The following is a 22,888-nucleotide window of genomic DNA, read 5'->3' on the forward strand; positions in this document are numbered from 1 at the left end:
CCACCATACGGTCCCCCGCCGCCCGGCCCCGGCCCGCCCGAGGCGGCCTACGCGGAACCCGCCGCTTAGCGGACGCCTGCCGACGTTTAGGTAGCCGCTTCCTAAACGTCGGAAGGCGTGTCCTAAACGTAGGGCGCTGCTTCCTAAGCGTTGGAAGACGTGTCCTAAGCGTTGGAAGACGTTTCCTAAACGTAGGACGGCCCTGCCTAAACGTTGGAAGGGCTCCCCTACCCATAGGACGGGCCTGCCTACCATTAGGAAGGCGCGGCCCACGCTGCGGCCGGGCCAACCGAAACCTGGAAAACCCCGGACAAGCAGCGGGAAGAACTGCCGCCGGCCGCGCCCGCGCCCGCCCGGGCCGGGCACCGGGCCAACCAGGGCTTCGACGGCAGCACAACGGAGCGGGGCAAACAACACGGCGCGGGTAGAGCAAGGCAGGACAGCCGGCCGGCTGCGGGCCTCTGCGCTAGGGCGTTGGCTGGGCTCGCCGGAGCCGGAAACCAAATATAACCGGGCTTGCTTAATCCGCAAACGATTGGGGGCTTTTTTTTGGCGGCGCCAACCTGTAGTGCGGACGCTGTAATCCGCGACGCGCTGCCGCCAGCCAGTAGTGCTACGGCACCCGGTCGTGGCCTGCGGCGCCCGCGCTCTACCGGGCCCGCCGCCGGCAGCGCCACCGCGCAGCGGGCGGCCACCGGGGCATGGCCGGGGGCTTCGGCGGCGGCGGGGGCAGCGGTGCTGCCTTACTCCACCACCAGGCGGGTTGCCTGGCCGGCGGCCCGCACCACGTAGAGGCCGGAGGGCAAGCCGGCCACGTCGAGCGTGGAAGTACCGGCGGGGGCGGGCACCCGGCGCACCACCCGGCCCAGCGGGTCGAGCAGCTCGGCCGAGGTGGCGGCGGGGGGCAGCGTCAGCATGACGCGGCCGGTGGCGGGGTTGGGGGCGGCCGTGAGGGCGGCGGGGCCGGAGCCGGCCAGGCGGCCGGGCCCCGTGGCCAGCGGGCCGGTGCCGTTGTTCAGGCGCACGCCCAGCGCGTTGTTGGCGGTGTTAGCCGTCACCAGGTCCAGGTCGCCGTCGCCGTCGAGGTCGCCCAGGGCTACGTCGCCGGGGCTGGTCGTGAACGTCACCGCCTGCCGGGTGCTGAAGCTGCCACTGCCATTGTTGAGGCTGGTGGTGGCGATGTGGGGCGTGCTGTCCCAATTGGCCACCACGTAGTCGAGGTCGCCGTCGCCGTCCAGGTCGCCCAGGGCCAGGCCCCTCGGCGCCCCGCCCGCATACGAGTTGCTGATGATGGCGAACGTGCCGCTGCCGTTGTTGCGCAGCCAGAACACCGACCCGTTGGCCGTGGAGTTGCCCGCCACCAGCAGGTCCAGGTCGTTGTCGCCGTCGATGTCGCCGAGGGCGACGCGCTGGGGGGCCACGCCCACGGTGGGGTCGGGCGTGGCGGTGAAGGCCCCGTGGCCGTCGTTCAGCCGGATGCTGACGGTGTTGAGCGGCACCCCGTAGAGGCCGCCGTTGGCGGTCACGAAATCCAGGTCGCCGTCGTTGTCCACGTCGCCCAGCGCCAGCCCAATGGGCCGCAGGCCCACGGCCACGTCGGGCTGCTTCACAAAAGTGCCCGTGCCATCGTTGAAGAAGACGGCGGCCACGCCCACGTACGGCCCGTTCTGGTTGAACGAATCGTAGGTTTCCACCAGGTCCAGGTCGCCGTCGCCGTCGAGGTCGCCCAGGGCGATGGCAGCGGGCGCGGAAGCAGAGCCGGCGTAGCTGCCCGGGACAAACGTGCCGTTGCCGGTGTTGAAACCCACCGTGCCGGTGCCGGTACCGCACACAAAGTCCAGGTCGCCGTCGCCGTCGAGGTCGCCCACGGCAATGGCCTGTGCCAGGCGGGCCAGGGGATAGCCCGGCTGCCGGACAAACGTGGCATTGCCGGCATTGAAAAAGATATTCATCTCGCCGCTAAACCCTACGATGGCGCCGCTGGGCGCCAGCAGGTCCAGGTCGCCGTCGCCATCGAGGTCGCCCACGGCCACGGCCGGCGGAAAGGAGCCGGTGGCCAACTCGGCCCCGCCGCTCATGACGGGCACCCCGCCGGGCGTGGTGGCCGCCGTGAACTGGCCTACCCACGGCTGGGGCAGGGGGCCCGTGCTGGCCTGGGCCCCCGCCGTGATGGTGTAGCGCACGGTTTCGCCGGGCCGAAAATCGTAGGGCGCGGGGGCGAAACGCAGGGCATTGCCGCTCACCGTGGCCGGGGCCGCGGCGGTGCGCAGCCCCCCGCGCTGGTTGCTGAATACCTTGAGCGCCGGGGCTGAGCCCGCCGTGAGGGGCTGGCTGAACGTGGCCACCACGGGCGTGCGGCGGGGCGCGGTGCGGGCATTGGCCACGGGGGCCAGGCTGGTCAGCGCAGGGGCCTGGGCGTGGGCCGGGGCATGGGCCGCCAGCAGCAGCCCGCCAACGGTGCCCCAAGGCAAGGAGTAACGATTCAAGGCAATAAAAAGGAAGAAGGAAGTGGATAAGGCCGCGTTGTGCCGGCAAGTAGCTGCTGCCGAGAGCGAAAGCTACGCAAGCGCCGCTAAACCTGCGGCCTCGGCGGCCTGCCCTGCGGGGCAGGCCACCCCCGGCCGGGCCACCCCGTAGCGGGCGGCCACCCGGGCATCAATCTGCGCCCCGGCGGCGGCGGTGTCGGCGGCGCTTTCTTACGCCACCAGGCGCTTCACCTGTCCGGCGGCCCGCAGCCGGTACAGTCCGGAGGGCAAGCCGGCCACGTCGGGGGAGGCGGGGCCGGCGGGGGCGGGCACCCGGCGCATCACGCGGCCCAGCGGGCCGGGCCGCTCGGGCGCGGTGGCGGCGGGGGGGCAGCAGCCGCGTGACGCGGCCGATGGCTTGGGTGAGCGCGGCGGGGCGCGCGCCACCACCCAAGCCGGGGCCCGCCGCCCAACGGCCGGGCGCGGCTACCGGCCGGGCCGGCCGTCGGGCGTTTCGCGGGTGCCCGGGGCGGGGCGCGGGGCGGGCGCCACCGGCGCCGGGTTGCCCCCGCGGCCGCTGAGCGCCTGCTCCAGGGCCCGCAGGCGCTGCTCCACGGTGGCAGCGGCCGGGGCCGCGGTGGCCTGGCGCAGCTGCGCGCTGGTGCGGGCCAGCTCGGCGCGCAGGGCGTCGAGCTGCTGCTGCTGCTCCTGCAGGGCCGCGATGAGCACGGGCGTGAGCTGGGCGTAGTTCACGGCTTTCAGGCCGTCGGGGCCGGTGCTCACCAGCTCAGGATACACTTTTTCTACCTCCTGGGCCAGCAGGCCCACCTGCTCGCCGGTGGGCCCGGCACCCGGCCGGAAACGGTAGCGGTGGGCCGGCAGGGCCAGCACGGCGGGCAGGGCCCCGGTCAGGGGGCGCACGTCCTGCTTCAGCCGGGCATCGGAGGTCGAAACCACCGGCCCGGTCAGCGTCAGGTTGCCCTTGATGGTCATGCCGCCCTCGGAGTAGACCACCACCTGGCGGTCGGTGGTGCTGGTGCCGGCTCCCACGATGTTGAGGGCGTTGGCCGTGAGGTTGCCGTAGCCGATGGTGCCGGCATTGGGGCCCTTGCCCGCCACGCCCGCGCCCAGCTCCAGGGTGTTGGCGGCGTCAATCTTCACGTTGCCGGCTACGTGCAGCCGGGCCTGCGGCGCAGCGATGCCCAGGCCCACGTTGCCGGCCGCGCTGATGTCGAGCGAGCTGGTAGGGGCCCCGGGCCGGATGCGGAACGGCAGGAGGGAGCCCGCGGTGACGTCCCGCACGAAGAAGTTGGCCTCGTTGGCGCCAATGTCCCAGGTCTGGGCCGGGAAGCTGCCGGCACTGCTTTGCTCCAGGCGCAGGGCCGGGGTATCGGTGCTGAGCAGGTGCTGCAGCAGCACCGGCGCGGACGTGCCCACGCCCAGCTTCGCGCTCGTGCTCAGCACGCCATCCACGTTGGCCGTGCCGGCCACTTGCAGCATGTAGGCCGGGGCGTTGGTGCCCACCCCCAGGCGGGTGCTTGTGCTCAGCACCCCGTCGATGTTGGCGGTGCCGGCTACGTGCAGCGTGTAGGCGGGGGCCGTGGTGCCAATGCCCACGCGGCCCGCATTGTTCCAGTACAGCACCGTGGTGCGGGTGCCCAACTGGGTGGTGCCCAGGATGCCGCCGCTGTAGCCAAACAGCACCGGGCCATCCAGGCCGAAGCCGTTCCAGGGCCGGGCCGAGCCGTAGTAGCCCAGGCCGTGGTTGCCGTCCGAAGCGCTGCGCAACCGAAGCTCGAAGTCGTTGAGGCTTAGGTTTTGGGTGGCGCTGTGGTTGCCCAGGTTGTCGCCCTGGGCGTGGGCCGGCCCCGCGGCCAGCAGCAGGCAGGTGCCCAGCCCGCCCAGCCCCCGCGCGAGGCGAGGCGTGGCGTACACGTGTTTCGTTTTCATTGTGACCGTACTAGTGGAATCAATGGCCTAAAGTTAATTCCCGGGCCGGGACGTTGTTAACCGCCCGGGGCAAACAGCCCTGCCCACCGGCGCGGCGGGCGGGCGCCCGCCCGCGCGCTACGCCGATACCGCCGCCGGCCGGGCCACCCCGTAGCAGGCAGCCACCCGGGCATGGCCAGCGGCTTCGGCGGCAGCGGTGTCGGCGGCGGGGCCGGCGGCTTTGGCATCCAGTATCTGCGTGACCAGGGCCGCCAGCGCGGCTGGGCTGGAGGGTTGCTTCCAGCCGTCGGAGCATAAGGCTGTATTACGCCGCTGCACCTGCCGCGCCTACAACGGCGGTGCCCGCGGTGGCCGCTTGGCAGCCTGCGCCCCGGCCACGAAAAAGCCCCCGGCCAACTGGCCGGGGGCTACGGGAACAAGCGGCCGCACCGGGGCTTAACGCCCAATCACAATCCAGCCCGCGCCGTCGCTCTGAATGGAGATGCGCTCACTCTGCCCAAGGTAAGTGAGGGTGGTATTGGCCACGTCGTCGTAGATGCCGCCGCCGCTCTGCACGTTCAGGCCCACGTTGGAGCCCGCGCCGCTGGAGCTGATGATGACGTAGATGCGCCCCGGGCAGGTGCTGGCATCCGGAATGCTGATGTTGTTGCAGGCCCCGAAGCGCCGCACCGTGTGGTGGGCCGCCGTGAGCGTGAACGTGCCGCTGGTGCTGCCGGTGGTGGTGTAGGCCAGGGCCTGCGAGCCGCGCACGTCGAGTGTGGCCACGGGAGCCGGCGTGCCAATGCCCACGCGCACGGCGTAGTAGCCGGTGCCGCCCAGGGCCAGGGTGTTGCTGGCCGTGGCGCTGGCGTAGGCCCCGATGGCCCCGGCGTTGGTCAGGTCCGCGGCCACCGTCGAGCGAAAGCCCAGCAGCACGTTGTTCGAGCTGGTGGAGGCCCCGTTGGGCATGGCCCCCTCGCCCACGTACACGTTGCTGGAGCCCAACTCGGTGGCCCCGGCGTTGTAGCCGAAAAAGGCGTTGCTGTTGCCGCCCACCAGGTTCTGGGCCGCATTGCCCCCGAACGCGGCGTTGAACGACCCGGTGTCGTTGGTTGCGCCGGCCGTGCCGCCCACAAACGTGTTGGAGTTGCCTGCCGTGCCGCTTTTCGAGGTGTTGCGCCCCGCCAGCGAGCCCACAAACGTGTTGTTGTTGCCGGTGGTGGCGCTCTGGGCGGCGGCGGCGCCCACGTAGGTGTTGCCGTTGCCGCCAGTGCTGGCCTGGCCCGCGCCGTTGCCCAGAAAGGTGTTGTTGTACACGCCGGCCGCCACGTTGGCCCCCGTGTAGTAGCCCAGGTACACGTTGCGGTTGGTGCCGGCCGACGGCCACAGGGCCCCGCCCTGCATCAGGCGCAGCACTTCGGTGCCATTGGTTTTGAAGAACAGGTCCTGGGCGTCGGTGGTGCCCAGGAATTTGGTGCCGCCGGCCGTGTTGGCGTTGCCGCTCAGGCTCCAGAACAGGCTGGTGCCCAGCCCGGCGCTGGTCAGGTTGCCGCTAGCATCGGTTTGCACCAGGCCGGGCGTAGTGAGGCCCCTCACGCGCAAGGTGCCGTTCACGTCGAGTGTCGCGGAGGGAGTAGCAATGCCAATGCCCACATTCTGGGCCTGGGCCGCCAGGCTACCGGTCGCCAGCAAAGCCGTGAGGGCCAGGCCCCGATAGTAATAAGCAGGAGTAAACAGGTTCTTCATCAAAAACAATGAAACGAGGATAAGTCAGAAAAGGAAAGGCGGCTACTCCACCACGCAGCGGCCGGCGAAGCGGGCCGTGGCCGTGGTGTAGCGCAGCAGGTAGCTGCCGCTGGCCAGGCCGGCCAGGGGCACGGTGCCGGTGGCGCGGCCATCCACGGCCACGCTGCGCACGGCGCGGCCCAGCAGGTCGAGCACTTCCAGCGTGCCGGCCTCCGCCGGGCCGGTGTAGAGGTAAGTGGCTGTGGCGCCCACCGGCACCTTCGTGGGGTACACCGCGAAGCCGGCCGCCACCGGGCTCAGGGCCACGGTGCGAATGGGCGAGTAGCTGACCTCGCCGCCGGCATCGGTCTGGCGCAGGCGGTAGTAAAGTAAGGTTGCGCCGCCGGGCAGCTTCGCGTCGAGCAGGGCATAGTCGTGGCGGGCGGTGCTGGTGCCGGCCCCGGCCACCGTGCCAATGGCCGCGAACGCGCGGGCATCGAGGCTGCGCTCCACCGTGAAGCCGGCGTTGTTCAGCTCCGAGGCGGTAGTCCAGTTCAGGCGCACGGCCGCCGGTCCCTCGGCCCGGGCCGCAAAATCCACGAGCGTGACGGGCAACGGGTTGGCCGCGTTGCTCACCGTGAAGCGGGCCAGCGAAGCAAAGCTGCCGCTGATGCTGCGGCCGCTGGCGTTGGCCACGGCGCTGCGCACGGCCCAGGGCTGGCCGGCGGCGGTTTGTTCGTAGATGCGGGCTTGGCTGAAATCGGTCAGGCCGTTGTCGTTGTCGGGCAGCCAGCTCAGCGTCAGCTGCACGGGCTGGCCAGCGGCGGGCTGGGCGGCCGGGGCCACGGTCCAGATGCGGTCGATGCCTTTCAGGCCGGCGTTGTTCAGGTTCTGGCCGAAGCTCACGTCGGCTGTCGTCAGGCCCGCCACGCGGGTAATGGCCACCGTGCCCAGGTTGTTGCCGGCCGGGTCGAGCACGGCCCCGTGACCGTAGTCCACGGCCGCGCCGCTCACGCCATTGCGCGTGATTTCGAGCGCGCCCAGCACATAGCGGCCTGTAGCTTCGCCGCTCAGCGCGGCCCCGTTGGGCAGGCGCAGGGTGCTGAGGGTGCTGCCGTTTTTGGTGTTGAGCAGGCCATTGCTCAGGCTCAGCAGGTTGCTCACGGTGAGGTCGCCGGCCAGGCGCAGGGTGTTGGCCCCGGCGGTGGGCTTGTTCAGCAGCAGCTGGTAGAGGGTGGCCCCGCCGGGTGTGAGCAGCTGGTCGGCCACGCCGCTGAAGGTAACGGCGCTGGCGCCGGGCAGCAGCGTGCCGGTGTTGGCCAGGTCGCCGCGCACTTCGAGCGTGCCGGAGCCCAGGTCGAGGGTGCCGGCGTTGGTGGTGGGGCCGTCCACGCGTAATGTGCCGCCGTTGGTGAGGGTGCCGCCGGTCTGGTTGGCAAAGCCGCCGGTGCCCACGTACACGGCCGCGCCGGGCTGGATGGTGATGGCAGCGCCGGCATTGGTCAGGTCCTGAGCCGCCGCGGGAGCCGCCAGCAGCAAGGCCGCCGCAAAGTAGAGTTTAGTCATGAAATAAGCCGTAAGGAAATAAGCCGTGTTTGCAGAATTACAAAAGTATAGTTCACCAAATGCCTAATGGATGAAAAAAAGCACCCACCCGGCCGCCGGGGCCAGATGGGTGCTTTTTCTCGGTGAAAGCCAGAATGGCAGCGGGCTGCCGGGGGGCGCGGGCTACTTCAGGCGCACCAGCGTGGCTCCGAAGCCGAACTTCTCCTTGCGGGCATCCTCGAAGAACTTGATGTCCTTGTTGCGGCTCAGCTGGCGGTGGATTTCCTTGCGCAGCACCCCGTTGCCCATGCCGTGGATGAATACAATTTCGTGCATGTTGGTGGCCAGGGCGCGGCTCAGCGTGTCCTCAAACGCATCGAGCTGGAGGCGCAGGATGGCGGTGTTGCTCAACTCCTCGGTGTTGTCGGGGCGCAGGGCCTCCAGGTGCAGGTCCACCTCGTGCGGCGGGGCCACCACGGGCGCGGTCGGCTTGGCCGGGGCCGCGGCCGCCACCACGGCGGCGGGCTTGGCCGGGGCGTCGCCGCTCAGCTGGGCCTTGAGGGCGGCGGCATCCACGCCGGCCGGCTTGGCGGGGGCGGCCGGAGCCGGCGCGGCGGTCGCTTCCTGGGCCAGCGTTTCGGGCGCAATGGCGGCCGCGGCCTTCTCATCGAGCTGGAACAGGTAGGCGTCCTTGCCAATCACCGGCGCGGGCTTCTGGCTGCCATAAAAGGTGCTGGCCTTGAAGGCCTGCCGCTTGGTGAGCAGCTCATAGGCCGCGTCGCCGTTAGGCTTGGTGGGCAGCAGCTGAAACACCACCGCGGGCCAGGTTTCAAAGTCCTTCAGGTGCAGGAAGGAGAGGGGCTTGGTGCTGGCTTTGGGGCCGAGCTTGTCGGCGGCCAGGGCGCGGTAGGGGCGGGCGGCAGTTTCCTCGCCGTAGGTGAACAGCACGTCGGCCTCGGTGTTGTTGATGAGCGTGACGCCCAGCAGCTCGGGCGACTGATGCACCAGGGCCAGAAACAGCCCCTTGGCGGCGGCCGGCTGCTTGCCGCCGGGCGCGGCGGCGGCGCGGCTGCCGGGGCCGGTGCTCACGGGCCGGGCCACGCCCGCGCCGCTCGAGGCGGCCGCGGCCAGGGCTTCCTGCAGCGAGGGCTGCGCCGGCTTGGGCGCGGCGGGAGTGGCCGAGGGGCGCTTGCTGTTGTCTTTCTTGCTGGCGTTGGCGTTTTTGCCGGGCGTCTGGCCGGGGCCGTAGTCGGGGGCGGCGCGGTCGAAGTTCTTGCCTTCTTCCTGGGCCACTACCACCACTTCGCGCCGCAGCACCGGAATGGTGAAATCATTGTCGATGGCCACCTCTACCAACTCGCTGTCGAGCAGGCGGGTAACGATGCCTTCTTCGGTGCCGGTCAAAAGCCGGACTCTGTCTCCTACGTTCATAATGCTACGGGTTTGCGCCGGGCGGCGCGGTTCTCCAGGGAATACGGAACTGCGGCCTCACCCGGTCGGATTCGTCAAAAGTACGGCGGCCCGGCGCGGCGCGGCCGCATCGGGCAATGCCGCGCCGGCTCCGGCCTACATATAGAGCCCGTGGAAGCCGAAACCGTTGCGTGGGTTGTACTCCAGCGCCGGGGCCGGCAGGTGGAAAATGCTGAGGGCGTAGAACACCCGCTTCAGCACCACGCTGCGCGTGGGGATGCGGCGCAAGTCCACGTCCACCGACAGGTAGAACTGGCGGTAGGGGCGCAGGCCCTTGGCGGCGTTGGTGCCGTCGTCGTTGTACACCATGTCCTGGCCGCCGTAGCCCACGGCCGGCTGCAGCCAGCGCGGCCAGCGGTTGCCGGGCTTGAGGAACGCGCCCACGTCGGTGCACAGCCAGTAGGTCTGGCCGTTGTAGTCCTTGAGCCAGCGCTCGGGCACGGTGCGGCCCAGCACGTTGGGCCGCATGGCGGCGTAGCTGGTGAGGTGAAACGACCATTTGGGCATGATGCGCACGTCGTGCCAGGCCAGCTGCTGGGCCAGCAGCCCGGCCGAGCCCAGGAAGTTGGCCGCCAAATCGGTGGCCGACGCCCCATAGGCCGGGTCGAAGCCGTCGAGAATCTCAATCGGGCTCTGCACCACGAAGCCCACGAACGAGCCGTACCAGATGGCCTTTTTCTCGGGCAGCCCGGCCCAGCGCAGCATATCCACCGCGCCCCGGCTTTCCTGAAACGCGCCCCAGAAGTGCCCGCACTTGTCGAGCTGCTGCCACTCGGGCAGGTCGTTGAACCAGTGCAGCGAGGTGCGCTCGCCGGTGTACCAGGCGGTGGTCAGGCCGGTGTAAATCACGCCGTAGCTCAGCGCCGTGCCGCCCACCAGCAGGCGCAGGCGGCGGCGGCGCAACGCGGCCGAGTCGGCGGCTGGGGAGGCAGCCGGAGCGGGGGCAATGGCTGCTGCCGCAACGGCAGTGCCAACCGGGGCGGCCGGCGTCTGGGCCGGTGCGGCCAGCGGCAGTAGCCCGGTGCCGGCCGTCGCCAGCGCCACGGCGCTTTTCCTCCCCCAGTTGCCGAACCTGCTTTGTAGCGCCATGCGTGGTAAAATAACGGCCAAAGGTACGCCGCCGAACAGGGCTGGCGGGCCGCCAGCACGTATCTTGCGACTTGGTTTACTGACGGAAACAATAAAATAATTCCTCGGCAAACGTTTTCGCAGGTCTTATCAGCGAACTTCCTGCGCCGCCCTACGCTTCATACTAAACCCCCAATCCATTCCCACTTCCCACCAACCAATGCAAACATTTCGACGCATTACGGGCCTGCTGCTCACGCTGCTGGCCTTCGCCACCCACGCCCAGGCGCAGGTGACGACCTCGCCGGTGTTCTTCACCGATACCACGCCGGTTACCATCACCTACGATGCCACCCAGGGCAACGGCGCGCTCGCGGGCTTCACCGGCGACGTGTACATCTGGACCGGCACCGTGACCAACCTGAGCACCAGCAACGTGAACTGGCGCAACGTGCACAGCCCCAGCTTCAGCACCGCCGACCCCACGGCCCTGATGACCCGCAGCGCCAGCAACCCCAATATCTACACCATCACCTTCACGCCGCGCACCTACTATCCCATTCCGGCCGCCGAAACGCTGCTGCGCCTGGGCATGATTTTCAAGAATGCCAGCGGCACCATCGTGGGCCGTGCCACCGGCGGCGGCGACATCTTTGTTGATGCCGCCCAGGCCGGCCTCTCGGCCCGCATCACCAGCCCGGTGAACAGCAGCGGCAACCCGCTGTTTGTGGCGGCCAATAGCCAGGTGGCCATCACCGGCACCGCGTCGGCCGCCGCCACGCTCACCTACACCCTGAACGGCACGCAGGTGGCCCAGCAGGCCAACGCCACTACCCTGAGCACGACGGTAACGGCCACGCAGTCGGGCCGCAACGTGGTGCGCTTCACCGCTACGGCCGGCGCTTCGTCGTCGGTCGATTCGCTGGTGTTTGTAGTGCGCCCGGCCGTGAACGTAGCCGCGCTGCCCGCCGGCGCCAAAGATGGCGTGACCTACCTGGCCGGCGGCACGTCGGTTATCTTCAACCTCACCGCTCCCAACAAGGATTTTGCCTACGTAGTGGGTGAGTTCAACAACTGGCAGGTCGACAACCCCGGCTACATGAACCGCACGCCCGACGGCACCCGCTACTGGATTCAGCTGAACGGCCTGACTCCCGGCCGCGAATACGCCTACCAGTACCTCGTGGATGGCAACCTGCGCGTGGCCGACCCCTACTGCGAGAAGGTCCTCGACCCCAGCAACGACTCGTTCATCCCTGCCGTGACCTACCCCAACCTGAAGGCTTACCCCACGGGCAAAACCACGGGCATCGTTTCGGTGCTGCAAACCGCCCAGACGCCCTACGTGTGGACGGCTACCAACTTCCAGCGCCCCAGCCGCGCCGATATGGTGGTGTACGAGCTGCACCTGCGCGATTTCATCGCCCGCCACGACTACCAGACCCTGCGCGACACGCTGAACTACATCCAGCGCCTGGGCATCAACGCCATCGAGCTAATGCCCATCAACGAGTTTGAGGGCAACGAAAGCTGGGGCTACAACCCCTCGTTCTACTTCGCGCCCGACAAATACTACGGCACCAAAGACCAGCTCAAGCGCCTCATCGACGAGTGCCACCGCCGCGGCATTGCCGTGGTGCTTGATATGGTGCTGAACCACTCGTTCGGCCAGTCGCCGATGGTGCAGCTGTACTTCGACGGCGCCACCGGCAAGCCGGCCGCCAACAGCCCCTGGTTCAACGTCGATGCCACCCACCCCTACAACGTGGGCTACGACTTCAACCACGAAAGTGCCTACACCAAGTACTTCTCGAAGCGCGTGATGGAGTTCTGGCTGCAGGAATACCACATCGACGGCTACCGCTTCGACCTGTCGAAGGGCTTCACGCAGGTGAACAACCCCAACAACGTGGGCGCCTGGGGCAACTACGACCAGTCGCGCATCAACATCTGGAAGGACTACTACGACTTCATGAAGAGCGTCGACAGCAACGTGTACTGCATCCTGGAGCACTTCGCCGATAACTCCGAAGAGAAAGTCCTATCCGATTACGGCATGATGCTGTGGGGCAACGCGGGGAGTAACTACAACGAAGCCACCATGGGCTACCTGCCCAACTCCAACTTCAGCTACGGCTACTACGGCAGCACTGCCCAGGGCGGCCGCGGCTGGACCAACCCGAACCTGGTGACCTACATGGAAAGCCACGACGAGGAGCGCCTGATGTTCAAAAACCTCAGCTACGGCAACGCCTCGGGCAGCTACAGCGTGAAGAACCTGGCCACCGCCCTGGCCCGCCAGGAACTGGCCGCCGCGTTCTTCTTCACCGTGCCCGGCCCCAAAATGGTGTGGCAGTTTGGCGAAGTAGGCTACGACATCAGCATCGACCAGAACGGCCGCGTGGGCAACAAGCCCATTCTCTGGAACTACTACCAGGATGCCAACCGCCGCCAGCTCTACAACACCTACCGCGCCCTCATCGCGCTCAAGAAAGTGGAGCCCGTGTTCGAAAACCCCACCACCTACACCCAGCAGCTGGCTGGCGCCGCCAAGTCCATTCACCTGGCCAACGCCAACACCAGCGTCACCATCATCGGCAACTTCGACGTGACGGCCACCACCATCGACCCGGCCTTCCAGAACACCGGCAAGTGGTACAACTACCTCAGCGGCGACAGCATCACGGTAACGAACGTGAACGCGCAAATGAGCCTCGCCCCCGGCCAGTTCGCCGTGTACACCAGCCGCCGCATCAAGAAGGCCGTGCTGCTGCCCACGCGCGCCGAGCAGGCCGCCAGCATCCTGCGCCTCACCGCCGCGCCCAACCCGGCCCAGGGCAGCACCACGCTGCGCTACGAGCTGCCGGCTGCTACCACCGTAAGCCTCACGGTGCGCAACGTGCTGGGCCAGGCCGTGCTCACGCTGCCCGCCACCCGCGAAACGGTGGGCGCCCACACCCGCGAACTGCCCCTGGGCACGCTGGCCGCCGGCGTCTATATCATCCAGCTCCGCGCCGATGGCCTGCAGCAAACGCAGCGCCTGGTGGTGGAGTAACCAGTTAAAAGCGAAGTGTTGAAAAAGGCCCCGCCGGAATTGCCCGGCGGGGCCTTTTTTGTGAGTTATTCGGTGCGGAAGCCTATTGTCATCCTGAGCGGAGCGAAGGACCTTATCACGGCCGAGCAGACGGTTTCAACGTGATAAGGTCCTTCGCTCCGCTCAGGATGACAAAAGCCCTGACAGATTCGGTAAGAAACCTGCTTCATAAAAAGCCCCGCTGGAAATATCCAGCGGGGCTTTTTATGAAGCAAAAATCACAACCAACCGGCTACGGATTCTCCTCGTGGTACGTCACCAAATCATCGATGGGGGAGCGGATAATCTTGCCCACTTCCATGCCGTGGTTGCGGGCAATCTGCGTCAGCACGTCGCGGAAATTGTAGCCCACCGAGCCCACGCAGTTGAAGGTGTATTCCTGGTAGCGCGGGTAGTGCAGCACCAGGTTCTGGAAGAACGTTTCGAAGCCTTCGAGCACGATGTCGCGGCAGTAGCTCACGTTGTTGTGGTCGTAGCAAAACTTGGCGAAGCTGGCCAGGAAGCGGTTGGGCAGCGGCTGGTTGTAGAGGCGGTCGAGAATCTCGTTGCGCGTGCCCAGGTGGTATTCCTCGCGCAGGGCATCCTGCAGGCCGTCGGGCAGCAGGCCGCGCAGGTAGTCGCGCAGCAGCCGCTTGCCGAAGTAGGAGCCCGAGCCCTCATCGCCGAGGAAGTAGCCCAGCGAATCGACGTTGTAGGTGATTTTTTCGCCGTCGTAGATGCACGAGTTGGTGCCCGTGCCCAGAATGGCCGCGAAGCCCGGCTTGCGGCCCAGCAGCGCGCGCGCCGCGGCCAGCAGGTCTTCGGTCACGTGCGCCCGGGTGTGCGGGAATATCTGGCGCAGCGCGGCCGCAATCACCTCCGCCTTCTGGGCCGACGACACGCCTGCGCCGTAGAAATACACGTCGCGCACCTGCTCGCGCGGCAGCGTGTCGGGCATGTTCTGGTCCAGCGACGCCACAATGGCTGCCGTGTCCATAAAATCGGGGTTGTACCCTTCGGTGTTGAAGTACACGCGGGTCTTGGCGTCATCGAGCAGGCACCAGCTGCACTTGGTCGAGCCACCGTCGGCAATCAGAATCATAAGTGGGAGGGAAAAAGGGGAGACGAAAGTACCACCCCGGCCCGAAATCCCCGCGCCTAGGAAAAGGAACAAACGTTTGCCTCTGCATCTTTTATTTTCGGCACCCTGCAACCGGCTATTATACGCCCCCGATTATACCTGGCAATACATTCCAAAGCCAGCATGAGGTTGCTGGCGAGTTCGTATTTAAGCGCCTTACTGCCGTCAACGCTGCGCCTGCTTCATAAAAAAAGCCTCCTGTCGAATTTCGACAGGAGGCTTTCGTAGTGCTGGCTATTAATCCTGCGGATTAGTGCAGCTTGATGGTGTAAGTTGGTTTCGGCGTAGCCGTCATGTCCAGCGTTACGTCGTACAAGCCAGCACCGGGCGAAACGATGTTGGCGCCGTTGGCTTCCAGCTTGCCGTCGGCACCATCGTCGCCCAGGTTCACAGCCCAGCCGCCGTTGGCGCGGAACTTGAACTCGTCTTTGGTCAGCTGAATGGTGATTTTGTACGTGCGGTTGCAGAAATCGTACGACATGGGAGTGTCGCTGTTCCAGCCGGTCGGCGTAGCAGCGCCGATGATGCCCCAGCTGTCGGCTGGCGGCGTCTGGGCCTGAAACGGCGTGGTGGTAATGCCCACCAGGTTTGAGTACACCGGCGCCACCGCATCACCAATTACGGCCTTCACGCGCACGTCGAGCGGCGTGGCCGAAGGCGTGCTGCTGATGTTGCAGTCCAGGCCATTGTAAATCCCGTTCAGCTCTTTACCGGTCAAGGTTTTCGTCAGGGCGTTGCCCAAGCTGATGTCCTGCGTCGTTTTAAAGTTGTCGCCTTTTTTGGCAAACTGCAGCGTGTAAGAAGTCGCTGCCTGGTAGCCGAAATCAGCCGCCGACCAGTTGTAGGTCACTGCGTTGTTGGCGCCCGTGGTGCTGGTCAGGGTAGTCGTGGTGGCCGAGGCTGCCAGAACCGGTGCTACTCCGTCCTTCATGGTAGCGCGGGTTTCGTCTTTTTTGCAGGCGGTGAGGCCGATGGCCACCAAGCCCACTAAAGCCGTTGCCTTAGAGAAATAGTTATACATAAAAATGAAACGTTTGAGGTGAAAGCAATAATTACTGCCGGCCCGGCAACACCAGGCCGGCAGTAAAAAGTTTTAGTAACCGGTATTTTGCTTCAGATTCGGGTTGGCCGTGAGGTCGGACAACGGAATCGGGAACAGCTTATACTTCGCATCCACGCTGCGGCCATTGGCTACGCCACCTTTCCAGGGCCAGAGGTAAGTGCTTTCCACAAACTGGTTGTAGCGGATAAGGTCGGAACGACGCAGGCCTTCCCAGTGCAGCTCACGAGCGCGCTCGTCGAGAATGAAATCGGGGGTCATCTGCGAGTCGACAATGTCTGCCTGGGCGTTGGCCGTGTTAATATCCTTACCGAAAGCGCGGCGGCGAATCTGGTTCACATAGGTGAGGGCCGTGGCGCGGTCGGCAGCGTTGCGGGTAGCGGCTTCGGCGTAGATGAGCATCATGTCCGATACGCGCAGCATTGGGAAGTCGACGCCCGAGAAGTTCAGCGGGGCGCCCACGCCCACACCGGCCGAGGTCACGTTGCGGTACTTCGTCACGCCCAGGCCCTGCGAAAACTGCATCAGGTCGCTGATTTCCTTGGTCTGGCCAGCCTGCCAGAAACGGCCCCGACGGTCAACCGTCGTATCGCCACCGGCCAGGAAGAATTTGTTGAACAAGGCGCTGGTGGTGCGCATGCCACCCCAACCGGTGCTTTCGCCCACGTACTTCTGCCAGTTGGCACTCGAGCCGCTGGTCGAACCGTTGATGAGGAAGGTCGTACCGCCGTAGGTCTGCGTGCGGGTTACGTCGAACAATACCGGCCAGATGAGCTCATTGGCGGCCGCGTTGGTGTTGTTATCGGCCAGGAAGTTCAGGCCGTAGGCCGACGAAGCAGCCGTGCCGGCCGTGCCGTTGGTCAGGGTGTACTTCTTGGCGTCGATGATTTCCTTGGCCAGCTTGGCCGCATCGGCGTAGCGGGCGGTGCCGGTGTACACGCCTGCGTTCAGGTACAGGCGGGCCAGCATGCCTTTGGCGGCGTTGCGGTCCACGCGGCCGTACTCGGCGCGGTACTCGGGCAGGGCCGTGGTCAGAGCCACCAGCTCGCTTTCCACGTAGTTGTACAGCTCCTGGCGGGTGCGGTACGGGGGAGACGTCGGGCCCACTACGTCGGTGTCGGTCACAAAAGGACCGCCGCCGAACAAGTCAACCACGTGCATGTAGGACACCGCACGCAGGAAGCGGGCCTCCGCCCGGAACGTTTTGGCCTGGTCCACGTCAGCACCGGTCAGGCGGCTGCTGATTTTATCGTCGGAGGCCTCGCGGATGAACTCGTTGCAGATACCGATTTCGTAGTAAGCACGGTTGTAGATGCCGCCAATCAGGGGGTTGTTGGCATCCCAGTTCATCTTGTGCCAGTCCTGAATGCCGGGGTCGCCCCAGGCCACTACGGCTTCGTCGGTGGTCAGTTCCTGGGCGCTCCACAGCTGGCGCAGGTAATCGCCCGTGCCGCCGTCGATGCTGGTCAGGTCGCTGGCTCCGCCGGCCCCGCCGAGGCTGGTGAGGGCGAAACCACCGTAGATTTTGCCCAGTACTTTTTTGTAGCCGGCCAAGTCCACGTAAACCTTGTCGGCCGTCAGCTCATACTTGGGCGTTTGGTCGAGGTCTTTGTTGCACGCAGTGGTAAGGCTGGCGAGGGCGGTGCCCACGCTGAGGGTCATCAACCCCCGGAATAATACGTTCTTCATAAGGAGGGGTGGGAATTAAAAGCCGAGTGCCAGGCCAAGCGTATAAGTGCGTGCGGTGGGGTAGAAGTTCCGGTCGATGCCGTTCGGAATTTCGGGGTCAACACCGGTGTATTTGGTGATGAGGAAAGCATTCTGCACGTTGCCGGTGATGCGCAGGTTCGACGTGCCGAGCACCTTGCCCACGTTGTAGCCAAGCGAGATGTTCTGGCAGCGCAGGAACGAGGCGTTCTCCACGTAGTAGTCCGAGAATACCTGCTGGGTGGTAAAGCCCGTGTTGCGAACGTCGGGGTTCAGGTTGTTCACGAAGCCGAGCGAAGCCTTGGCGTTGGCGTAGTTGGCCAGCGTCGCGGCGTTGCCGTTGTAGGCGTAGTTGCCCAGGTTGCTGCGCAGCGTGAAAGCAAACACCAGCTTCTTGTAGGTTACGTTCGAGCTGAAGCCCAGCGTTACGAGCGGAGCTGCTTGCTTGTAGTAGTAGTAGTCGTTGGTGGTGGTGCCGTTGCCGTCGCGGTCCACGTACACGCCCTGCACGGGGCGGCCGTCGGCGCCGTACACCTGCTGGTACACGTAGAACGAGTTGATGGGCTGGCCCACGGCGTTGATTTGGCCGGTGAAGCCGGTACCGCCGCCGATGTCGCCGGTTTTGTAGCCCTGGAAGCCGGGCAGCTGACGGCCCAGGTCCGTGATTTTGTTCACGTTGTAGGCCCCGTTCAGGTTCACGTCCCAGTTCAGGTTCTCCGAGCGCAGCACGCCGTAGTTCAAGCCCAGTTCAATGCCGCGGTTGCGCAGCGAGCCAATGTTGGCATCGAGGCGGTCGGTGAGGTTCGAGCCGGCCGGCAGGTTGATGCGGGCCAGCAGGTCGGTAGCCGTGCGCTGGTACACGTCGATGGTGGCGGTGAGGCGGTTCTCGAAGAAGCCCAGGTCCAGACCGGCGTTGTAGGTGTTGGTGGTTTCCCACTTCAGGTCGCTGTTGTAGCCCTGCGGGCCGGCAATGAAGCCCGTGGCGCCATTGCCGAACAGGTACTGCGAGCCCGAGCTGCCCAGCACGTAGCGCGCCTGGGTGTCGTAGTAGCCCTGGCCCAGGTCTTGCTGGCCCGTGCGGCCGTAGCCGGCGCGCAGCTTCAGTTCCGAGAACGTGTTGTTGTCCTTCAGGAAATCTTCGTTCTTAATGCGCCAGGCCAGGCCCAGGGCAGGGAACCAACCGCTGCGCACGTCGTTGCGGAAACGCGAAGTCCGGTCGTTACGCAAAGTAGCCGTCAGCAGGTACTTGTCTTTCACGTTGGCCGTGGCGCGGCCGAAGTACGACAGCATCACCAGCTTGCCGTAGTAGTTCGAGTTGGTCAGCGTCTCATCGGGGTTGATGAGGGTAGTGCGGTCCGAGCGGTAGGTCAGGAAGTTCGGGCCCTGGAACGAGAAGTCCTGGTAGGCATGGCCGAGTTGCAAGTCGAACTTGGCATCGCCCACCTGCTTGCCATAAGCCAGGTAAGCCTCCAGCAGGTGCATGTCCTTGTCCTGCGCGTACTCTTTATACGAGCCGTTCAGGCCCGGATTGGCCGAAGCCGTGTTATAGTTGCCGAAATCGGTAGGCGCAATGTCCTTGTAGCCCCGGCCGCGCGACGCGTCGATGCCCAGGTTCAGGTTGGCGCGCAGGCCTTCGATGCCGTGCACCTTGTAGTCAAACTGCACGTTGCCAATCAGACGCTTCACTCTGCTAATGTCGCGGGTGTTGTTGAGCGAAGCAACCGGGTTACCGGGAGCGTTGCCCAGCGGGTTGCCGTTGGGCTGAATGTACTGGAAGTAGCCGCCGTAGCGAGCGAAGCGCGACTCGCCCGACATCACCGGCTGGGTGGGGTCATAGAGAGCCGCACCGGCCACCGTGCCGTAGTCGGCAAAGCGGTTATCCACTACGGTGCCTTTGGCGTTCACATCGATGCGCAGGTGGCCATCGAGGACGGTGGGGCTCAGGCTCACCGAGCCCGAGTTGCGCTGCAGCTTGTTGGTGATGACAATGCCTTCCTGGTTCAGGTTGCCGTACGACACCCGGAACGGCACTTTGCCCGCGCTGCCAATCAGGCTCACGGTGTTGTCGTAGGTCGCGGCGGTACGGAAAATCTCGTTCTGCCAGTTGGTATTAGCCGTGCCTAGCGTCTTGTACTGCGAATCCAGGCCATTGGCCTTAATCAGGCCGCGGAACTCATCAGCCGAGAGCGTCTGGTAGCGGCGGGCCACCGTGGAAATGCCGGTTTGCGAGTTTAGCTCCACGCGCAACTTTTCGCCTTGCAGGCCTTTCTTGGTCGTAATCAGGATAACGCCGCCCGAAGCACGGTTGCCGTAAATGGCCGTGGCCGAAGCATCCTTGAGCACGGTGAACGTGGCAATGTCGGCGGGGTTAATCAGCGAAAGCGGGTTCGACGCGCCGTCGATGCCGTTTTTGTCCACCGGCACGCCGTCGATAACATACAGCGGGTCGCTGTTGGCCGTAAGCGAAGTGTTGCCGCGGATGCGGATGGTGGACGAAGCGCCCGGGGCACCGCCAGCCGAGGTAATGCTCACGCCGGCTACTTTGCCCTGAATCAGCTGCTCGGGGTTCGTTACCTGGCCCTGCACGAACTGCTTCGAGTCAATGGCCGTCACGGCACCCGTGATATCCTGGCGGCGCTGGGTGCCGTAGCCTACTACAACGGCTTCGGCCAGCTGGGTGGTGTTTTCGCCCAGCGTGGCATCGGCCGAGGCATTCTGGCCGGCCACAACCGTTACCGGAACACGGGCCGAAGTGTAGCCTACGAACGAGATGGTCAGCGTGTGCGGGCCCGCCGGCACGTTGGGGATGTTGAAGGTGCCGTCGACGTTCGACGAGCTGCCCAGCGTCGAGCCTTCTACCAGCACCGTAGCACCGGGAATGCCCGTGCCTTTATTGTCGAGCACCTTGCCACTAATAGAGCCGGTCTGGGCCTGGGCTCGGGTGGAAAAACCGAGTCCCGCGAGCAGCAGCAGCAGAAATAGCAGCTTTGCTAAATATGGGTGTTTCATAGAAACAGAGTGGTTAAAAAAAAGTGGTGGGAAAAAAACTGATTATTTGGGGCTGCAAGTTACCAAAAAATAGTATTAAAGAACGTTTGCGGGCTTTTTTTTCAAACGATTGTGATAGGCATTAACTGCTCCTTCCCAAACGATTGCAGGGTAATTTAGTCGCCTGTGACGTTGTTAAAATCAATTTAATTTTTAAACAACAAAATGATTTTCAGATTATTGTAAATGAGCCTTGCCGCTATTGCAATAAATCATCCACGTAGTGAAATAATCCTGTAATGAAAATTGGACAATGATTGCAAACGTTAGCGCAAGCTGGAATAAAATCAGCTGAGCGAAATAGAAATAATTCTTGCAAACGTTAGCACACTCGCTGGCCAAAATCGGTTGCGGCAGTCGCAAGTCGGCAACACGGAAATTTGGCGCTTAGTTTGCCGTAAGGTGCGAAGTTTGACGCTGGATTGCCTGAACGACGCTCTCCGCCGGCTGCTGGGCAGGGCGGTTGAGTTGTGGTACCATCGCCAACTCGCTACATTTGGCTTTTCCTTGTCTCATGAAAAACCGCTTACTGCTGCTTGTTTTGCTGCTGGCCGGCACGGGTTCAAGCGCCTGGGCCCAGTCGCGGCCCTATCTGAAAAAGCCGGTAAAGGGCAAATCAGCCACCTCAAAAAATGCGCCCAAGCCGCCGCCGGTGTACGCGCCCATTGTGATTCAAAAGGCTGCTGACAATGAGGATGGCCCGCCGCCCGTGGTGGTGAACAAGGTCAAGCTGAAAAAGCCAGTGCTCGTGTACTACCAGGAGCCGGCGCCCGGCAAGGTGGTGCAGCAGCTCATCATGTCGGAAGAAAACCTGCCCCTGCTCAAAACCAACGACCTGGAGCACCTCATGCAGCGCCGCGAGGTATTTGTGGATGGCCTGGGCAACCTCGCGCTGCCGGGCAGCGACGTGAACAAGCAGCGCCTGTTGGGCACCAGCACCGTGGCCGAAGACACCCGCCGCCCCGCCGGCGACGGCCGCTGCTTCTATTCCCGCCTGAAAGTGCCGTCGTCGGGCTTCTTGTACGTGGTGCGCGAATCGGCCGAAGAGTACCGCCACTTCGTGAAAGGCCCGCAGAAGAAAGGTGCAATGCTTGATTTTCAGGTAAATGGCTTGCCGGGTATCGACTCGGTGCGCGCGGCTTACACCCTGCGCAAAACGGATAACTCCGAACGCGGGGCCGGCACCGGCGAAACCATTCGCTAGCCTTCGAAAGCGCAATCCATTAATGAACATTCGATTTCTGCTGGCCGGCGCGATGCTGATTGCCGCTGGCCCCGCAACCGCGCAGGGGCTACTCAAAATCACGCGGGTGCCCGCCAGCACGCCGCCGGCTGATACTCTGTTCGTGGCTGGCTCCTTCAACGGCTGGAACCCGCACAATTCCCGTTTTGCGCTGCATAAGCATGCCGATGGTACGTACCAAATCAGCCTGCCGCTAAGTTCCGCGCCATCCGAGTACAAGTTCACCCGCGGCAGCTGGGCCACAGTTGAGATTGATGCAAAAAACGGAGCCATTGCCAACCGCAAAGCCGATTTGAGCGCGGCCCGCGAGATTACGCACCAGGTGCAGGCCTGGGACGACCAAAGCGGCGCGGCTGCCGCGCCCAAAAAGCACACGGCCACCCCGCAGGTACACGTGCTGGCGCAGGCGTTTGCCATGCCCCAACTCGGCCGGACGCGCCGCATACTGGTGTATCTGCCCGCCGACTATGCCACCCAGCCGAAGCGGCGCTACCCGGTGCTGTACCTGCACGACGGGCAAAACGTGTTCGACGACGCCACCAGCTACAGTGGCGAGTGGGGAATTGATGAAACCCTTGACCAGCTGCGCAAATCCGGACAGGATGGCACCGGCAGTATTGTGGTGGCCATTGATAACGGCAACGAATTTCGTTCCGACGAATACATTCCGTGGCGCAGCGAGCGCCTGAAAGGCCAGTCTCACCAGGGCGGGCAGGGGAGTGCCTATGTTGATTTCCTGGCCCAGAAACTCAAGCCATACGTGGACGCGCACTACCGCACCCGCTCCGATGCCGCGCACACCGGCATCGTCGGCTCCAGCCTGGGCGGCCTCATTTCGGTGTATGCGGCCCTGAAATACCCGCGGGTATTTGGCGAAGTGGGCGCGTTTTCGCCGGCCTTCTGGGTGTGTAACGACTCACTGAAGGCGTATGCGAAACAGCACCCAGCGGCGCGTACGGCCCGGTTCTACTTCGTGTGCGGGCCCAACGAGTCGGACACCATGCTGCCGCTGATGGCGCAGTGGCGTGATGAGCTGCGGGCCGAGGGCGTACCGGCCGTCAACCTGTCGTTTCACACGCCGGCTACCGGCGAGCACAAGGAATGGTTTTGGCGGCGCGAGTTTCCAGCCGCCTATCGATTTCTGGTTCGGCCGATGCCAGCGGCTGGTGCAAAAGCTAAGTAACAAGCAGTTGCCCCGCACGAACAGTGGAGCCGGAGGTTGCCAGATTGCTGCGCAACGGCAACGATTGTTGACGGATTAGTATAAAATTTCGGGTTTGCTTGCCGGTATTCCAACATTGCTGCCCTACCTTTGCCACGCGTTTCAGCCGAAGCGCCTTTCTCAACATGAACTCGACGCGTATTTCTCAGGCTTGGTGGTGGCAGCTCCGAAACATCGGACCGGCCTGCCTGT

At 64.9% G+C, this 22,888-nt stretch carries 14 protein-coding genes; 3 read left to right on the forward strand and 11 right to left on the reverse strand.

Going from position 1 to position 22,888, the window contains the following annotated elements:
- Window positions 1-743: 743 nt before the first annotated feature.
- The 7 genes from MON38_RS07405 to MON38_RS07435 form a co-directional block, all read right to left on the reverse strand.
- Entirely contained in the window at window positions 744-2,486 is a 1,743-nt protein-coding gene (locus MON38_RS07405; protein WP_241935522.1) for an FG-GAP-like repeat-containing protein, read from the reverse strand.
- A 465-nt stretch (window positions 2,487-2,951) separates the two neighbouring features.
- Window positions 2,952-4,415, reverse strand: a complete 1,464-nt coding sequence (locus MON38_RS07410; RefSeq protein ID WP_241935523.1) for a tail fiber domain-containing protein — start codon at window positions 4,413-4,415, stop codon at window positions 2,952-2,954.
- Window positions 4,416-4,532: 117 nt separating this feature from the next.
- Window positions 4,533-4,733 carry a hypothetical protein gene (locus MON38_RS07415; RefSeq protein ID WP_241935524.1) on the reverse strand — a complete coding sequence of 67 codons (201 nt, stop codon included), beginning with the start codon at window positions 4,731-4,733 and terminating at the stop codon, window positions 4,533-4,535.
- 117 nt (window positions 4,734-4,850) lie between these two features.
- Window positions 4,851-6,140 carry a hypothetical protein gene (locus tag MON38_RS07420; RefSeq protein WP_241935525.1) on the reverse strand — a complete coding sequence of 430 codons (1,290 nt, stop codon included), beginning with the start codon at window positions 6,138-6,140 and terminating at the stop codon, window positions 4,851-4,853.
- Window positions 6,141-6,182: 42 nt separating this feature from the next.
- Window positions 6,183-7,685: a T9SS type A sorting domain-containing protein gene (locus MON38_RS07425; RefSeq protein ID WP_241935526.1), complete on the reverse strand. Its 1,503-nt coding sequence runs from the start codon at window positions 7,683-7,685 to the stop codon at window positions 6,183-6,185.
- A 162-nt stretch (window positions 7,686-7,847) separates the two neighbouring features.
- The gene (locus MON38_RS07430) at window positions 7,848-9,095 is read right to left on the reverse strand and encodes a Smr/MutS family protein (protein WP_241935527.1); all 1,248 of its coding nucleotides are present in this window, start codon (window positions 9,093-9,095) and stop codon (window positions 7,848-7,850) included.
- Window positions 9,096-9,230: 135 nt separating this feature from the next.
- Window positions 9,231-10,223 carry a DUF2279 domain-containing protein gene (locus tag MON38_RS07435; RefSeq protein ID WP_241935528.1) on the reverse strand — a complete coding sequence of 331 codons (993 nt, stop codon included), beginning with the start codon at window positions 10,221-10,223 and terminating at the stop codon, window positions 9,231-9,233.
- A 199-nt stretch (window positions 10,224-10,422) separates the two neighbouring features.
- Here MON38_RS07435 and MON38_RS07440 point away from each other — a divergent pair, with 199 nt between their 5' ends.
- Window positions 10,423-13,257, forward strand: coding sequence for a DUF4961 domain-containing protein (locus MON38_RS07440; RefSeq protein WP_241935529.1), 2,835 nt, complete (start codon window positions 10,423-10,425; stop codon window positions 13,255-13,257).
- A 271-nt stretch (window positions 13,258-13,528) separates the two neighbouring features.
- Here MON38_RS07440 and MON38_RS07445 read toward each other — a convergent pair whose 3' ends face one another.
- The 4 genes from MON38_RS07445 to MON38_RS07460 form a co-directional block, all read right to left on the reverse strand.
- The gene (locus MON38_RS07445; protein WP_241935530.1) at window positions 13,529-14,377 is read right to left on the reverse strand and encodes an N-acetylglucosamine kinase; all 849 of its coding nucleotides are present in this window, start codon (window positions 14,375-14,377) and stop codon (window positions 13,529-13,531) included.
- 289 nt (window positions 14,378-14,666) lie between these two features.
- Window positions 14,667-15,437 (reverse strand): SusE domain-containing protein, encoded by a 771-nt coding sequence (locus tag MON38_RS07450; protein WP_241935531.1) that lies wholly within the window; start codon window positions 15,435-15,437, stop codon window positions 14,667-14,669.
- A 72-nt stretch (window positions 15,438-15,509) separates the two neighbouring features.
- Window positions 15,510-17,165, reverse strand: coding sequence for a RagB/SusD family nutrient uptake outer membrane protein (locus tag MON38_RS07455; protein ID WP_241935532.1), 1,656 nt, complete (start codon window positions 17,163-17,165; stop codon window positions 15,510-15,512).
- A gap of 15 nt (window positions 17,166-17,180) precedes the next feature.
- The gene (locus MON38_RS07460; RefSeq protein WP_241935533.1) at window positions 17,181-20,192 is read right to left on the reverse strand and encodes a SusC/RagA family TonB-linked outer membrane protein; all 3,012 of its coding nucleotides are present in this window, start codon (window positions 20,190-20,192) and stop codon (window positions 17,181-17,183) included.
- Between the two features lie 553 nt (window positions 20,193-20,745).
- Between MON38_RS07460 and MON38_RS07465 the strand changes: the two genes are divergently transcribed.
- Both MON38_RS07465 and MON38_RS07470 read left to right on the forward strand, forming a co-directional pair.
- Window positions 20,746-21,435 carry a hypothetical protein gene (locus MON38_RS07465; RefSeq protein ID WP_241935534.1) on the forward strand — a complete coding sequence of 230 codons (690 nt, stop codon included), beginning with the start codon at window positions 20,746-20,748 and terminating at the stop codon, window positions 21,433-21,435.
- A 22-nt stretch (window positions 21,436-21,457) separates the two neighbouring features.
- The gene (locus tag MON38_RS07470) at window positions 21,458-22,657 is read left to right on the forward strand and encodes an alpha/beta hydrolase (RefSeq protein WP_241935535.1); all 1,200 of its coding nucleotides are present in this window, start codon (window positions 21,458-21,460) and stop codon (window positions 22,655-22,657) included.
- Window positions 22,658-22,888 lie beyond the last annotated feature (231 nt).

Source organism: Hymenobacter cyanobacteriorum, assembly GCF_022631375.1.
In the GTDB taxonomy this organism is placed as follows: Bacteria; Bacteroidota; Bacteroidia; order Cytophagales; family Hymenobacteraceae; genus Hymenobacter; species Hymenobacter cyanobacteriorum.

What these genes read in the sequence shown, in the direction of transcription:
- MON38_RS07410 (WP_241935523.1), bottom strand. Translation starts at nt 4,415, where the DNA reads ATGAAAACGAAACACGTGTACGCCACGCCTCGCCTCGCGCGGGGGCTG.
- MON38_RS07420 (WP_241935525.1), bottom strand. Translation starts at nt 6,140, where the DNA reads ATGAAGAACCTGTTTACTCCTGCTTATTACTATCGGGGCCTGGCCCTC.
- MON38_RS07425 (WP_241935526.1), bottom strand. Translation starts at nt 7,685, where the DNA reads ATGACTAAACTCTACTTTGCGGCGGCCTTGCTGCTGGCGGCTCCCGCG.
- MON38_RS07430 (WP_241935527.1), bottom strand. Translation starts at nt 9,095, where the DNA reads ATGAACGTAGGAGACAGAGTCCGGCTTTTGACCGGCACCGAAGAAGGC.
- MON38_RS07435 (WP_241935528.1), bottom strand. Translation starts at nt 10,223, where the DNA reads ATGGCGCTACAAAGCAGGTTCGGCAACTGGGGGAGGAAAAGCGCCGTG.
- MON38_RS07440 (WP_241935529.1), top strand. Translation starts at nt 10,423, where the DNA reads ATGCAAACATTTCGACGCATTACGGGCCTGCTGCTCACGCTGCTGGCC.
- MON38_RS07445 (WP_241935530.1), bottom strand. Translation starts at nt 14,377, where the DNA reads ATGATTCTGATTGCCGACGGTGGCTCGACCAAGTGCAGCTGGTGCCTG.
- MON38_RS07450 (WP_241935531.1), bottom strand. Translation starts at nt 15,437, where the DNA reads ATGTATAACTATTTCTCTAAGGCAACGGCTTTAGTGGGCTTGGTGGCC.
- MON38_RS07455 (WP_241935532.1), bottom strand. Translation starts at nt 17,165, where the DNA reads ATGAAGAACGTATTATTCCGGGGGTTGATGACCCTCAGCGTGGGCACC.
- MON38_RS07460 (WP_241935533.1), bottom strand. Translation starts at nt 20,192, where the DNA reads ATGAAACACCCATATTTAGCAAAGCTGCTATTTCTGCTGCTGCTGCTC.
- MON38_RS07465 (WP_241935534.1), top strand. Translation starts at nt 20,746, where the DNA reads ATGAAAAACCGCTTACTGCTGCTTGTTTTGCTGCTGGCCGGCACGGGT.
- MON38_RS07470 (WP_241935535.1), top strand. Translation starts at nt 21,458, where the DNA reads ATGAACATTCGATTTCTGCTGGCCGGCGCGATGCTGATTGCCGCTGGC.